Annotated in this window: 14 protein-coding genes; all 14 read left to right on the plus strand. The window is 56.3% G+C overall.

Annotated elements, in window-relative coordinates:
- Window positions 1-95: 95 nt before the first annotated feature.
- The 14 genes from IEX77_RS03045 (at window position 96) to recN (ending at window position 13,744) form a co-directional block, all read left to right on the plus strand.
- On the plus strand, window positions 96-827 hold the full coding sequence (locus IEX77_RS03045) for a hypothetical protein (RefSeq protein ID WP_188807642.1): 732 nt from the start codon (window positions 96-98) through the stop codon (window positions 825-827).
- Window positions 828-950: 123 nt separating this feature from the next.
- Complete coding sequence (locus tag IEX77_RS03050) at window positions 951-1,700, plus strand: hypothetical protein (RefSeq protein WP_188807643.1); 750 nt, start codon at window positions 951-953, stop codon at window positions 1,698-1,700.
- A 125-nt stretch (window positions 1,701-1,825) separates the two neighbouring features.
- Window positions 1,826-2,554 (plus strand): hypothetical protein, encoded by a 729-nt coding sequence (locus IEX77_RS03055; RefSeq protein ID WP_188807644.1) that lies wholly within the window; start codon window positions 1,826-1,828, stop codon window positions 2,552-2,554.
- Window positions 2,555-2,699: 145 nt separating this feature from the next.
- The gene (locus IEX77_RS03060) at window positions 2,700-3,452 is read left to right on the plus strand and encodes a hypothetical protein (RefSeq protein WP_188807645.1); all 753 of its coding nucleotides are present in this window, start codon (window positions 2,700-2,702) and stop codon (window positions 3,450-3,452) included.
- A gap of 63 nt (window positions 3,453-3,515) precedes the next feature.
- Window positions 3,516-3,767: a YtxH domain-containing protein gene (locus IEX77_RS03065; protein ID WP_188807646.1), complete on the plus strand. Its 252-nt coding sequence runs from the start codon at window positions 3,516-3,518 to the stop codon at window positions 3,765-3,767.
- Window positions 3,768-3,902: 135 nt separating this feature from the next.
- Complete coding sequence (locus tag IEX77_RS03070; RefSeq protein WP_188807647.1) at window positions 3,903-4,754, plus strand: hypothetical protein; 852 nt, start codon at window positions 3,903-3,905, stop codon at window positions 4,752-4,754.
- A gap of 57 nt (window positions 4,755-4,811) precedes the next feature.
- Entirely contained in the window at window positions 4,812-5,693 is an 882-nt protein-coding gene (locus IEX77_RS03075) for a carbohydrate kinase family protein (protein ID WP_188807648.1), read from the plus strand.
- Between the two features lie 291 nt (window positions 5,694-5,984).
- Window positions 5,985-6,704 (plus strand): hemerythrin domain-containing protein, encoded by a 720-nt coding sequence (locus tag IEX77_RS03080; RefSeq protein ID WP_060935311.1) that lies wholly within the window; start codon window positions 5,985-5,987, stop codon window positions 6,702-6,704.
- Window positions 6,705-6,794: 90 nt separating this feature from the next.
- Window positions 6,795-7,406, plus strand: coding sequence for a helix-turn-helix transcriptional regulator (locus IEX77_RS03085; RefSeq protein WP_188807649.1), 612 nt, complete (start codon window positions 6,795-6,797; stop codon window positions 7,404-7,406).
- 571 nt (window positions 7,407-7,977) lie between these two features.
- On the plus strand, window positions 7,978-9,117 hold the full coding sequence (gene dnaN / locus IEX77_RS03090) for a DNA polymerase III subunit beta (RefSeq protein ID WP_009432475.1): 1,140 nt from the start codon (window positions 7,978-7,980) through the stop codon (window positions 9,115-9,117).
- A gap of 30 nt (window positions 9,118-9,147) precedes the next feature.
- Window positions 9,148-9,918 (plus strand): 3'-5' exonuclease, encoded by a 771-nt coding sequence (locus IEX77_RS03095; protein ID WP_188807650.1) that lies wholly within the window; start codon window positions 9,148-9,150, stop codon window positions 9,916-9,918.
- On the plus strand, window positions 9,918-11,126 hold the full coding sequence (gene coaBC, locus IEX77_RS03100) for a bifunctional phosphopantothenoylcysteine decarboxylase/phosphopantothenate--cysteine ligase CoaBC (protein WP_188807651.1): 1,209 nt from the start codon (window positions 9,918-9,920) through the stop codon (window positions 11,124-11,126). The genes IEX77_RS03095 and coaBC overlap by 1 nt, the downstream gene beginning before the upstream one ends.
- A gap of 35 nt (window positions 11,127-11,161) precedes the next feature.
- The gene (porD, locus tag IEX77_RS03105) at window positions 11,162-12,058 is read left to right on the plus strand and encodes a type IX secretion system protein PorD (RefSeq protein ID WP_188807652.1); all 897 of its coding nucleotides are present in this window, start codon (window positions 11,162-11,164) and stop codon (window positions 12,056-12,058) included.
- Window positions 12,059-12,076: 18 nt separating this feature from the next.
- Window positions 12,077-13,744: a DNA repair protein RecN gene (gene recN / locus IEX77_RS03110; RefSeq protein WP_188807653.1), complete on the plus strand. Its 1,668-nt coding sequence runs from the start codon at window positions 12,077-12,079 to the stop codon at window positions 13,742-13,744.
- Window positions 13,745-13,945 lie beyond the last annotated feature (201 nt).

The following is a 13,945-nucleotide window of genomic DNA, read 5'->3' on the forward strand; positions in this document are numbered from 1 at the left end:
TCCCCATCCCGCAGCTGTGAGATGGGGAAGACTTGCTTTATAGGCTATGGGAATGCTTTCAATATGGGGCAAGCGTTTTTCCTTAGCTTTGCGCTATGAAGAAGCTCACGACAGCCCTCCTTGGGCTACTCATCCTTTTCAGCTCCTCCTGCCGCCTCATCAAGCCAAGCAAAGACATGGGCTACGACTTCGTCGCCACGCTTTTCAATGGCAAGGTGGAAGCCGATGGCATGCACTATCTCATCAAGAACCTTGACGGCACGATCTACAATAGCAATGTAGTCCTTGTAGACGGTGGTCCCAGTGTAGACTCTGTCCTCGGCGAGAAAATATTTGTCTTCTACTGGGCAAATGAGGCCTACGGCTTCTTCTGCAAGAAGCCCCAAAAGGGGAAGCCCCTCCAGATCCTTGTCGGAGACGAGTGGAAGCTCCTAAACCATACCGAGTCCGTCCGTGTCGATAGCACCGTCAAGTTCTTCCAGCGCTACATGTATAGCCCGAAGATAGAGAAGGGGCAGGAATCGCGTCTGGTCAACGTCTACCTCGTCCCACGAGAAGACCCATCACAGCAGTTTGAGATACGACAAGATAGCTCTGAGATCAAGCACTTCTTCATACGCGAGATCCGTGGTGAATGGATGAAGCTCCAGCTATGTATCGACTACAGCTCCTACTTTACCCACTATGTCGGCGAGATCGGGTTAGAGAGTTGGGAAGAAATATCCCAGCGCAGCTCAACCTATCCGACCTACTGGATCCGATGGAGGCAGGGGACGAAGCTACTCACGCCACTCTCGGACTTCTACGACAAGTACGCCTATTGGTAGGATAGCTCAACCGCTATGAAGCTCCCCCTTGCGGTACTAAGCAGGCTACCTCGTCGCGCTTTCGAAAGGCACTGATAGGGCGGAGCTACGAGTGAACCATGGGTTTTTCCTTAGTTTTGTAGCATGAATAAGATTACGACTGCCCTGCTTGGGCTCCTTACACTCCTGTGTGTATCCTGCCGCTCTACGAAACAAGAGCAAAGCAATGACAGTGGCTATGACTTCATCGCCTCACTCTTTCATCCCTCGGAAACCGATACCACCAGCATATTCTACGTCCTCAAAAATCCTGATGGCACGGTCTATTGCAATATCGGCTACTCCTACGAAGAGGGCTTCTACGAAAAGGGCTTCAGCGACTCGCTGCTCTCCGAAAAGATCTTCATCTACTTCCCCGATAACGGGATCTATGGCTTCTTCTGCAAGAAGCCCGAGGAGGGGAAGCCTATCGAGGTACGAGTAGGCAATGAATGGAAGATCCTTGAGCGCACCCCCAGCATTCACGTTGATAGCACGTCGAAGTACCTGCAGGACTATATGTTCTCTCCCTTGGGTCTACAAAACGAGCCCTTTGACATCGACTTCTATCCCAGCCCGAAGGCCGACCCAGCAAAGAAGATCACCCTCATGCAAGACAGCGTCGGCATGAAGGACTTCTTCGTGCGTGAGATCCAAGGCGAGTGGATGAAGATCCAAGAGTGCATCGACTACGGCCCACTCTATGCCGAAGATGCTATCGTCGATGAAGAGGGCTGGGAGAAGATCTCCAAGCTCAGCGAAAAGAATCCCATCTACTGGATTCGCTGGAGAAAGGGAGACAAGATCCTCACACCCCAGACGGAGTTCTACTTCAAGTACGGCTGCAGCATATAGCTAACACATCAACACAAAAGCAAGGCTTCCCTATCCCTCAACGACGAGGCGGGGAAGCCTTCCTTATTTAGTTCCTCCCTCTACGAGATGATAGTGTGGTAGAGCTTTTTCCTTAGATTTGCAGCATGAATAAGATTACGACGGCCCTGCTTGGGCTCCTTACACTCCTGTGTGTATCCTGCCGCTCTACGAAGCAAGAGCAAAGCAATGACAGTGGCTATGACTTCATCGCCTCTCTCTTTCACCCCTCGGAAACCGATACCACCAGCATATTCTATACCCTCAAAAATCCTGATGGCACGGTCTATTGCAATATCGGCTACTCCGACGAGGAGGGCTTCAGCGACTCGCTACTCTCCGAAAAGATCTTCATCTACTTCCCCGATAGCGAGATCTATGCCTTCTTCTGCAAGAAGCCTGAGGAGGGGAAGCCTATCGAGGTACGAGTAGGCAATGAGTGGAAGATCCTTGAGCGCGCCCCCAGCATTCACGTTGATAGCACGTCGAAGTACCTGCAGGACTATATGTTCTCTCCCTTGGGTCTACAAAACGAGCCCTTTGACATCGACTTCTATCCCAGCCCGAAGGCCGACCCAGCAAAGAAGATCACCCTCATGCAAGACAGCGTCGGCATGAAGGACTTCTTCGTGCGTGAGATCCAAGGCGAGTGGATGAAGATCCAAGAGTGCATTGACTACGGCCCACTCTATGCCGAAGATGCTATCGTCGATGAAGAGGGCTGGGAGAAGATCTCCAAGCTCAGCGAAAAGAATCCTATCTACTGGATTCGCTGGAGAAAGGGAGACAAGATCCTCACACCACAGACGGAGTTCTACTTCAAGTACGGCTGCTAAGCGTAGCGCTAAAAGCAGCTCACCTCACACGAGTCATAAAGCAAGGCTTCCCCACCCTCGACCACGAGGCGGGGAAGCCTACCTTATTCAGTTCCTCCCTCTACGAGATGATAGTGTGGTAGAGCTTTTTCCTTAGATTTGCCACATGAATAAGATTACGACGACCCTACTATTGGGGCTTCTTACACTCCTGTATATATCCTGTAGCTCTACGAAGCAAGAGCAAAGCAATAGTCAACAGACTATGAATGAGGATGACGGCTACACATTCGTCGCTACGCTCTTCTGCTCCACGGATGGCCCCAACAGTAGCCCCGCACACTACTACCTCAAGAATGCTGACGGCACCCTCTACATGGATATCCATAACGAGGAAAACGACCTTTCGCGCGATCCCCTACTCGATGGTAAGATCTTCGTCTACTATTGGAATGGGCTGAGCTACGCCTTCTTCTGCAAGAGACCAGAGGCGGGCAAGCCTATCGAAGTACGCGTCGGAGATGAATGGAAGACCCTCGAGAGTAGTGCCCATATCCAGATCGACAGCACGGGGAAGTTCCTCCAGCAATATTATACGTACGTGCCGAGAGGAGAGGAAGGCGAACGTCTCCCTTTGGACTTCTACCCCAGCCCGAAGGCTGACCCAGCAAAGAAGATCACCCTCATACAAGACAGTTTCGGGAGAGGATTCTTCATCCGCGATGTCCAGGGCGAATGGATGAAGATACAGGGTATAGACTACAATGCACTCCCCGACAGCGAAGAGGTCATCGAAGAGGAAGAATGGGCGAAGGTCTCTAAGGCCTCCGAAAGCAATCCCATCTACTGGGTTCGCTGGAGAGAGGGTCGTAAGATACTTATCTACATTAGTGAGTTCGTCTACAAATACAGTGTATAGTCAAGAAATAATCTTACCTTTACACTGTTCATACATATATTAATCTCTAATCGAACAAGGATTATGTCTAAGTGCTCAAATGGAAACTTCTTCCTCGGTGTGCTCATCGGCGCAGCCGCAGGGGCAGCCGCAGCTTACTTCTCTGACCGTCGTAAGCGCGAAGCTTTCTCGGATAACTTCTCCAGCAGCGTAGAGCGCGCTCGCGACAGCATCGTCGAAGGGTACTACGAAGCGAAGGACCGCTATAATCGCTACCGCAACAAGCTCACCGAAGAGACTAACGATCTGCTCGATGAGATTGAAGACAACGATTAGTCTTCGCACGCGAAGTCAGTCCTAAAAGGCCGAGGCGAATACACGAGAGCAGCGCTCCCCACAGGGAGGTCTGTAGCTCCGTGTATTCGCCTCGCTTTCTTCTCCCTCCATATATTCTAAGTATACATAGCGCATATGAAGTCTAAGCAAAGTGGATTCTCACTACCTAAGTTTGTCTATCATCTCGGTCACCTCAGCCGTGAGCGTATCGATATCACGGCCCTATCACTGGGAGGATCGATAGCCCGTGGCACCGCGAAGATCGTCTTCTGGGTGCTGATTGCTTTCCTTTTCTTCTTCCTCTTCCTCGCGCTGAATATCGCTCTGGGCTTTGCGCTCGGCACATGGAGTGGCGAATCCACTGCGATAGGCTTCCTCTATCTGGCAGCTGGCTATGTCGGGCTCATCTTGCTGACAGTGCTCCTACGCCCCTTGATCGCCAAGATCGTACGTGATATCGTCGCCCGCCGCGCACTCGCTCAGATACAGCGTCTGAATGTGCGTCTCGACCTCATCCCCACCTTCCGCAAGCAGCGCTACAATAGTCCCTCCCGCGCTATGCACCAGCGTGGCTCGTACCTCGTCCTTGAGCAGGCTCGCTATCAGACGCTCCTACTACAGGATGAGACTTTCCCCGAGGTCGCACGTGGCTTGACTTATATCCGCGACCACGGCTCTCAGCTGGTCACCTCCTATGTCCGAGGTGAGGCGATCAACTATGCTACGACCATCCCCGTCGTCGGCACCATCCTCAACAAACTCGGCTATAAGTCCACTCGCCATCAGCGCTTCATCGGTACAGGTGGAGCTGACTCTACCCATGGGAAGCTCGGCAAGTACAGCAAGTACATCCCCTATGTACTCTCCATCTGGGAGATCTTCGCCCCCGCTCTCATCGGTGTGGCAGCATCTCAAGCACAAGGCTTCTTCGCACGACTCTTCGCCAAGAGAGCCACGAAAGTCACGAAGACCAAGAAGCCTTTCTGACGCCGATAGCCCCTCCTTCATCCGATCCATCCACACACCATCTATTGACTCTACCCAATGAAGAAGTATACTATCGTCGGCATCGGTGAGCTGCTCTTCGATGTCTTCCCCGACCGCAAGGCCCTTGGTGGCGCACCGACCAACTTTGCCTACCACTGCCAGCAGCTCGGGCACGAAGCTATCTCTGTCAGCGCTATCGGGTGTGATGCCTTAGGTGAAGAGATCAAGGCCGAGCTCCAGGCACGCCAGCTACCGGCCATTCTACAAGATACAGACTACCCCACCGGCACGGTACAGGTCACCCTCTCTGCTACGGGAAGCCCCACGTATGAGATCTCCGAGGGCGTCGCATGGGATCATATCGCCTTCACCGACGAGCTCCGAGCTTTGGCACAGCGCACTGATGCCGTCTGCTTCGGTTCGCTCGCTCAGCGCCACGAGGCATCTCGCACGACGATCCTCAGCTTCCTCAAGGCGATGCCCGAGGGAAGCCTGCGTATCTTCGACATCAACCTCCGCCTGCAGTACTATACTCGAGAGACGATCCACACTTCACTGGAGCACGCAGATATCCTGAAGCTCAACGACGAGGAGGTACCCATCGTCGCACGCCTCTTGGGGCTCAAGGGTGATATGGAGGCCGTCTGTCGTCAGGTGCTCACCGATTACAGTCTGCGCGCAGTTATCCTAACCCGCGGAGCAGACGGATGCTCGATCTATCATGAGAAGGGAAGTGTCTTCCATCCATCGGCCTGCATCGAGGTAGCCGATACGGTAGGTGCTGGCGACTCCTTCACCGCAGGCTTTGTCTCGGCCCTATTAGCCAGGAGAAGTCATCTGGAGGCTGTCGCACTGGCCACACGTGTCGCCGCCTTCGTCTGCAGCCATCACGGTGCTATGCCCACGCTACCGAGCGAGTTTCGCGTAGTCGAAGGATAGGTATAAAAGCTGACCTGGCCATCTCTCCCGAGATAGCCAGGTCATTCGATTTATCACTTAAACGGTTTACTATTTACAAGAGTCAATTGCTTGCTAAAGCCGTATCACTCTCACAATGCAAAGGTAGACCAACCCCAGAGAGGCCACAATACCCATTTGTAATGATTATCTGCGCCCCATCTACCTAATTAAGTGGATTGTACTCGGTAGGATAATGCTCTACCTTTGCCCTACATTCATCGGGCGAGCCTCCAAGCACAGCCTCCACAGTATCCCTCAACGACTTGATCAATGAACTCATACAGACACCTCCAAGGTCACACCTACGTCACGCCCTTCACGGCTCATACCCGCATCAGTGACGTCATCTTAGGCAGCGCCAGCGCACTGCTCATCATCTCGCGCTTCGGCATCCCCTTGGGCTTTGGTGACCAAAGCATCGGCCAGGTATGCCAAGAGCATGGTGTCGATGTCAAGACCTTGCTTCTCCTCCTCAATAGCTCGATCATCGATGGATACGAGCCCACGCCTGAGCTCATCGCCTCGGTACATCTGGATAGCCTGCTGAAGTACTTGATCAATTCACACTCTTACTTCCTCGACTTCCGCCTACCGCTGATCCGCCAGCGCCTCCTCTCGGCGATGTCGAACTGCCCCCAAGACCTAATGTATGTCATACGCCGCTTCTTCGATGAGTACGCCGAAGAGGTGCGTAAGCATATGAACTATGAGGACCGAGTCGTCTTCCCCTATGCCCGCAAGCTCATGGCGGGCGAGCGCGACAGCAACTACAACATCGGTATCTTCATCAAGCGTCACGATCAGATCGAGCTCAAGATCACCGAGCTTAAGAACCTCCTGATCAAGTACTACACCGCTCCGACGGGCTACGAGATGACCGCCGTGCTCAACGATATCTTCGCCGTCGAAGTCGACCTCGCGGGTCACAACTATATCGAGGACGCGATCTTCACGCCCTTCATCGAATATCTGGAGAGCCAGCAGGCCTAAGGTCACACCGCCTACTCTCACTTCCCACAGCGGGCATCACTATAGACCAAGGACCCGCTCTACTCTACCCCACCCAAGCTGATATATCCCATGGTCACGCCTATCAAGATAGCTGTCGCAGAGCCGTCCTCCATCGTCCGATCGGGGCTGGAGGCTCAGTTGCGCAAGCTCCTCCACTATAAAGCTCAGATCATCTACCTCCTCGATGACAACCGTCGTGAGTGGCAAGACATCGCCTCGGTCATCTCTGCGGATATCTTCATCATCAATCCCCTCCTGACGGGTCCCACCCCACGGGCTTGCCTCCCTCATCTCCCTGAGCACACGAAGCTCATCGCACTGTGCTACGGGCTATATGATACGGGCATCCTCAAGGAGTTCGACGCTGCGATTCACCTCGCCGACTCCCCTACGCAGATCTCCGACACCATTGACCAACTCCTGCAGAGCGAGCCTTCAGCAGCGCCCCTCGCCTCGGACTCACAGACCCTCACACCACGCGAACGTGAGATCATCATCTGCGTCGTCAAGGGCATGACGAACAAGGAGATCGCGGGGCAACTCTATCTCTCGACCCACACCGTCATCACCCACCGACGCAACATCTCGAAGAAGCTCCAGATCCACAGCCCCAGCGGCCTGACGATCTATGCGATCATGAATAAGCTCGTCGAGCTGGAGGACATCAAGCAAGACCTCTAAGCGCCACGCCCCTCCGAGCGTAAGCTCAACCCCATCTCAGCACTCCCCAATAGCGGTTCCTTCGATAAGGACGCTATTGGGGAGCGTTTGTTTATAGACACTTCGCCATACGAAATGGCACATCATTTCTCTTGAAGAAAAGCTCCGACTCACCTCGAAGAAAGCCGCATTTCAGCTCAGGAAAAGTAGCAGAGCAGTAGTAAAAAACCTTCGTCTTCGTGCGTAGTCATAAAGACCACGCAGGAGGATCATAAGATCTACGCACGTAGATTTAAAGACCAGGCACGTAGACCGAAGAATAGCCGTAGAGCTTCGGGGAAACATCTCCTTGAGAAGGAAAGAATAGGAGCTACTCGGACGACTTTTCTTTGGCGCATTGCTGAGCGCAAATAGGGCGGAAGCTTGAGGCATCGCTATGGTGCGGCGGTGGTGTCATAAGGCAGTAAAAGGAAGTCCCTTCGCACGGAGGCTCAAGGAGGGGGCGTGGCTGATGGCGCGCCTCTCGTAGCATAGCGCTGATCCAGCGGGAATTCCGTATATTTGTATACTACAAAAATTACATTCGCACAGCATGAAATTTACTGTCACCAGCAACGACCTGCTCCTGCAGCTCCAGGCTGTAGCCAAGGTCATCAATCAGAAAAGTGTAGCAGCAGTCCCCGTACTCGAAAACATCCTCTTCGAGCTTCAGGGCAACATACTTACCCTCACCGCCGCAGACCAGAGCAACCGCCTGACCTGCGCTCTCGAAGTCAACAACCTCGGGGAAGATGGCTCCTTCGCCGTACGAAGCAACATCATCCTCGACGCTATCAAGGAGCTCTCCGACCAGCCTATCGAAATCGACGTCGATAGCGAAGGCGGGAAGGCTACCATCACCTATAGCAACGGGCACTACAGCTTCCTCTCTACCTCTGCGGACATCTATCCTCAGGGCATCGAGCTTGACGAAGCTCGCACCATCGTCATGCCCGCTCAGAGCCTACTGAAGGGCCTCGAGCGTACCCTCTACGCTGCCAGCGATGACGACACGCGTCCCATCATGACGGGGGTCTATCTCGACTTCTTCCCCGAGAAGCTCATCACGGTAGCCTCCGACGGCCGCATCCTCGTGCGCTACACCGACTCCAACATCAAGTGTGGTGAGACGGCCTCCTTCTGCCTCCCCGCTCGTATCGCACAGCTCCTGACCCGCGGGATCCTCGCGAAGGAAGCAGGCGAGGTCACCATCAGCTTCGACGGGCGCAACGCCAGCTTCTCTATGCCCAGCGGCTCGCTCACGGCACGCCTCCTCGAAGGGAAGTTCCCCAACTACAACTCCGTCATCCCCACCAGCTCGGTGCACAATATCATCGTTGACAAGGATCAGCTCTTCTTCGCTTCGAAGCGCGTCTCGCTCTTCTCGAACCGCGCCAGCAGCCTCGTGATCCTCGACTTCGCTGATGACTCGATCCGCATCACCGGTCAGGACCTTGACCTCTCGATCGCTGCTGAGGAGACGATCTCTTGCTCTGGCCAGCAGGCTGGTACGCGTCTGCGTATCGGCTTCGACTTCAGCTACCTGCAGCGCCTCCTGCAGAACGTAGCGAGCGAGCAGATCCAGTTCAGCCTCAACGACCAGACGCGTGCTGGTGTCATCACCCCGCTCACCAGCGATGAAGGTATCGACATCACTGCCCTGATCATCCCCATGAAGCTCTTAGGCGAATAGTAGCCGAGGAGCACTACACCTATTGCATACATGAAGCTTAATCTAAAGCGCCCGATCGTCTTCTTTGACCTGGAGACGACGGGCGTACAGATCACTCGTGACCGCATCGTCGAGATCTCGATCCTCAAGATCAGCCCCGACGGCGAGCGTGAGACCAAGACCCGACGCATCAATCCCGAGATACCCATCCCCGCAGAGGCCTCTGCCGTGCATGGCATCACGGATGCCGATGTCGCTGACTGCCCCACCTTCGCGCAGGTAGCGCGCAGCCTCTATGCTTGGCTGGAGGGCTGTGATATCGCGGGCTTCAACTCCAATCGCTTTGACGTACCGATGCTCGTCGAGGAATTCCTCCGCGCTGGCGTCGCAGTGGACTTCGATGACCGCCACTTCGTCGACGTGCAGACGATCTTCCACAAGATGGAGCGCCGCACTCTCGAGGCTGCCTACAAGTTCTACTGCGACAAGACGCTGGAGAATGCCCACTCGGCTGAGGCGGACACGCTGGCCACCTTCGAAGTCCTCGAAGCCCAGCTCGACCGCTATCCCGAAGACCTCAAGAACGATATCCCCGCGCTGGCAGAATTCTCTACCCACGGGCGTCGTGTGGACTTCGCTGGGAGCCTGGCGTACAACGACAAGGACGAGATCGTCATCAACTTCGGTAAGTACAAGGGTGTCCCCGTCACGGAGGTCTTCCGTAAGGACTCTGGGTACTACAACTGGGTCATGGGCGCACAGTTCCCGCTCGAGACGAAGCGCTGGTTCTCCCGCCTCTACCAAGAGACACGTAAGCTATAATGGGCATCCTCAGCGGTAAGCACATCGTCCTCGGCATCTCGGGGAGTATCGCGGCATACAAGGCCGCCGTCTTGACGCGTCTTCTCGTGCGCAAGGGGGCGGAGGTACAGATCGTCATCACCCCCGCGGGGAAGGAGTTCATCACACCCATCACGCTCTCGGCACTGAGCTCACGCCCCGTCATCAGCGAGTTCTTCAGCGGACGTGACGGCACGTGGAATAGCCACGTCGACATCGGTCTGTGGGCAGATGCTATGGTCATCGCACCCGCTACCGCCGCCACCATCGGGAAGATGGCGCACGGTGTAGCGGACAACATGCTCCTGACAACCTACCTCTCGATGAAGGCTCCCGTCTTCGTCGCTCCTGCGATGGACCTGGATATGTTCGCCCACCCCTCGACGACGGACAACCTCGATCTACTGAGCCAGCGTGGCAACTTCATCATCGAGCCTCAGTCAGGCGAGCTTGCCAGCCACTTGGTCGGCAAGGGTCGCATGGAAGAGCCCGAAGGTATCGTCGCTGCACTCGAAGACTTCTTCTCCTCCACCCTCGACTATGAGGGGCGTCGCGTAGTCATCACGGCTGGGCCGACACACGAGCCTATCGATCCCGTGCGCTTCATCGGCAATCACTCTACGGGCCGTATGGGTATCGCTCTGGCGGAGGAGTTCGCACGCCGTGGAGCAGAGGTCGACCTCATCCTCGGCCCTTCGTCGCTCAAGCCCTCCGAAGCTGTCCGCACCACCCGTGTGACGACGGCCGAAGAGATGCTGCAGGCTACGGAGGAGGTCATCGAGGAGGCTGACATCGCGATCTTCTCGGCTGCCGTCGCCGACTACCGCCCACGCTATCACTACACGGAGAAGATCAAGCGTGAGGGGCAGGCGGAGATGGAGCTTGAGCTCGTCCGCAACCCCGATATCGCCGCTACGCTCGGCGCTCGCAAGCGCCCCGAGCAGTTCTTCGTCGGCTTCGCTCTCGAGAGCAATGCCGGTGTCGAGGAGGCTAAGCGTAAGATGCACGCCAAGCACTTCGATGCTATTGTGCTGAATAGCCTACAAGATGCTGGTGCTGGCTTCGCCCATGAGACGAATAAGGTCACGATCTTCGACCGTGAGGGCTCTATCGAAGCCTACGAGCTGAAGAGCAAGGATGCTGTAGCCCACGACATTGCGAGCTTCATCATCAAGCGCCTCGGCGAATAGCTCTCCCCTTCATCCGCCCCATAAAGTCAAGCCTGATGCGTCTACTCCACCTCGTCCTACTCGTCCTCACGCTGGGGCTTCTGCCACTACGAGCGCAGGAGCTGCGGGCGACGGTAGAGCTACGGACAGAGGCGCTGGGTAGCGAAGGGCAGATACACTACGAGGGCCTGCGTCGCCAGCTCACCGACCTCCTCGGTCGCACGCGCTGGACGGACCTTACCTACAAGGAGGGTGAGCGGATCGATGTCTCCTTCATCTTCACCCTGCACGAGCGCAGCGAAGCAGGTGAGTACAAAGGCGAGCTGGTCATCTCCGCCCGTCGCCCCGTCTACGGCACGGACTATATGAGCCCGACACTCCTCCTGCGCGATCCCAGCATCACCTTCACCTACCTACCAGGCGACCCACTCACCTATCAGGAGACGGAGCCCGAGCATCCGCTGGTGGCGCTCTGCTCCTTCTACGCGCTGTACGTCATCGCGAGCGATCTTGATAGCTTCTCTCCCCTCGGAGGTAGTCGCCTCCAGCCTCGCCTGAGCGCCCTCGTAGCCTCAGCTATGAGTCACCCCGGCTGGAAGGGCTGGAGCAGTACCGAGCGTGGTCTGTCACGTGCACGACGCTTGGAGTACCTGACCTCGCAGGAAGATGAGCGCTACCGCCAGTGCTGGTACCGCTACCACCGCGAGGGCTTAGACCGCCTCTCCTCCAGCCCTGAGGAGGCCCGTGAGGTCCTTCTCGAGGTCACCAAGGAGCTCGTAGAGCTTCGCAAGATCCGCTCCCGCTCGGTCGCACTCTCCGACCTCGAGCAGACCAAGCTCCCCGAGCTTATTCAGCTCTTCCGCTCCGCCCCCCAGAGCGAGCGTCTTCTTCTCTCTGAGCGCCTTCGCCAGCTCTTCCCCACTGCGGGAGACCAGCTGCAGGCACTCCGCTAATCCCCGCTTCTCTCAGTTATGCTTCAGAGTCTCAGCATTCGGAACTTCGTGCTCATCGACGAGCTCACCATCCAGTTCACCCCGCACTTCTCCGTCATCACGGGTGAGACGGGTGCTGGTAAGAGTATCCTCCTCGGTGCGATCGCCCTCCTGATGGGGCAGCGTGCCGATAGCTCCACGATCCGCCCTGGGGCTGAACGCTGCATCATCGAAGCCCGCTTCACCCACCTTGACACAGCCGTGGGGGCCATGCTCGAGGAGGAAGATATCGATAGCGACGAGGAAGAGTGCATCGTGCGCCGTGAGATCACGGCCAAGGGCAAGAGCCGCGCCTTCGTCAACGATACCCCCGCCTCACTCCAGCTCCTCAAGCGTCTGAGCGAATACCTCATCGACATCCATTCGCAGCACAAGAACCTCCTCCTCGGCGACGCAGGCTTCCAGCTCTCCGTCCTCGATCTGTACAGCGGTGAGCTACCCTTACTCAGCGAATATCAGGCGGCCTTCCGCTCCTTCCGCAGTGAGCAACGTGCCTACGAAGAGGCTTGTCAGGAGGCCGAAGAGCTGAGACGCGAGCAGGACTACCTACAGTTCCAATACGACCAGCTGGAGGAAGCCGAAGTGGAGTCGGGCGAACTCGAATCGCTCGAAGAGGAAGAGCGTCAGCTCTCCCATGCCCAAGAGATCCGTGAGGAGCTCAGTAGCGCCGCCTCTGCCCTCGAGGATGACGAGCACGGCGCCCTACCCGCCCTCTATCATGCCCTGCGCTCCGTCGAGAACATCCGCCGCTACCACACGCCCGCCGCTGAGTGGTGCGAGCGTCTGGAGAGCGCACGTATCGAGCTCCAGGACCTGGCGAGCTCGATGAGCGACGAGGCTGAGGAAGTGACCTTCAGCCCGAAGCGTCTGGCAAAGGTCGAGGCACGCCTGGACCTCATCCGTGGGCTCCTGCACAAGCACAGCCTCGCGAGCTGCGACGAACTCATCGCCCTCAGGGATGACCTCTCTGGCCGTCTTGAGCAAATCAACTCCTCTGACGAGCACCTCACCGCCCTCTCCGAAGCCCTCAAGAAGCGCGAAGCCGAGGTTCTCCGCCTCGGGAAAGCCCTCAGTAAGACCCGCACCAAGGCCGCTCGCACTATCGAAGGCGCCCTCATCACCACGCTCCACGAGCTGGGCATGCCTCATGTACGCTTCGTCATCCGTCAGGATATCTTAGACGCCCCCACCCTTCACGGGCTGGATCACGTCACCTTCCTCTTCTCCGCGAATAAGGAGATCGAGCCCGAGCCCGTAGCAGAGATCGCTTCGGGTGGGGAAATCTCCCGCCTTATGCTCGCTATCAAGGCCCTCATCGCTGACCGCCGTAGCCTCCCCACGATCATCTTCGATGAGATCGATACGGGCGTCTCGGGCGAGACAGCCGAGCGCATCGCCACGATCCTTCGCCGCATGGGCGAGAGCATGCAGGTCCTGGCGGTGACGCACCTCCCTCAGATAGCGGCTGCGGGTGAAGACCACTTCTACATCTACAAGGAGCACGGCGAGGCAAGCACCCGCAGCTACATCCGTCACCTCACTGCAGAGGAGCGCATCGATGAGATCGCACGTATGCAGAGCGGTAGCAAGCTCACCGACGTCACCCGTGCTGCAGCTAAGGCACTCTTAGAGAACGCACAGAGCTAAGCTCCCTCTCCGATACCATCCCCTTCACTTCATACGCCTCCCGCTGCGACTCTCATAGGCCTGCAGCGGGAGGCGTATCTTTTTGCTGTATAGAGAAGTAGAGGTAAGGGATATCGACCTATATTGAGACTGTGGCCGAGAGTCCTGCCCCCTACTTATTGTACTAAGGCATCGCACGCCCAGCTCCCCGATATACCTCTC

Origin of the sequence: Porphyromonas pasteri (assembly GCF_014647755.1) — a bacterium.
In the GTDB taxonomy this organism is placed as follows: Bacteria; Bacteroidota; Bacteroidia; order Bacteroidales; family Porphyromonadaceae; genus Porphyromonas; species Porphyromonas pasteri.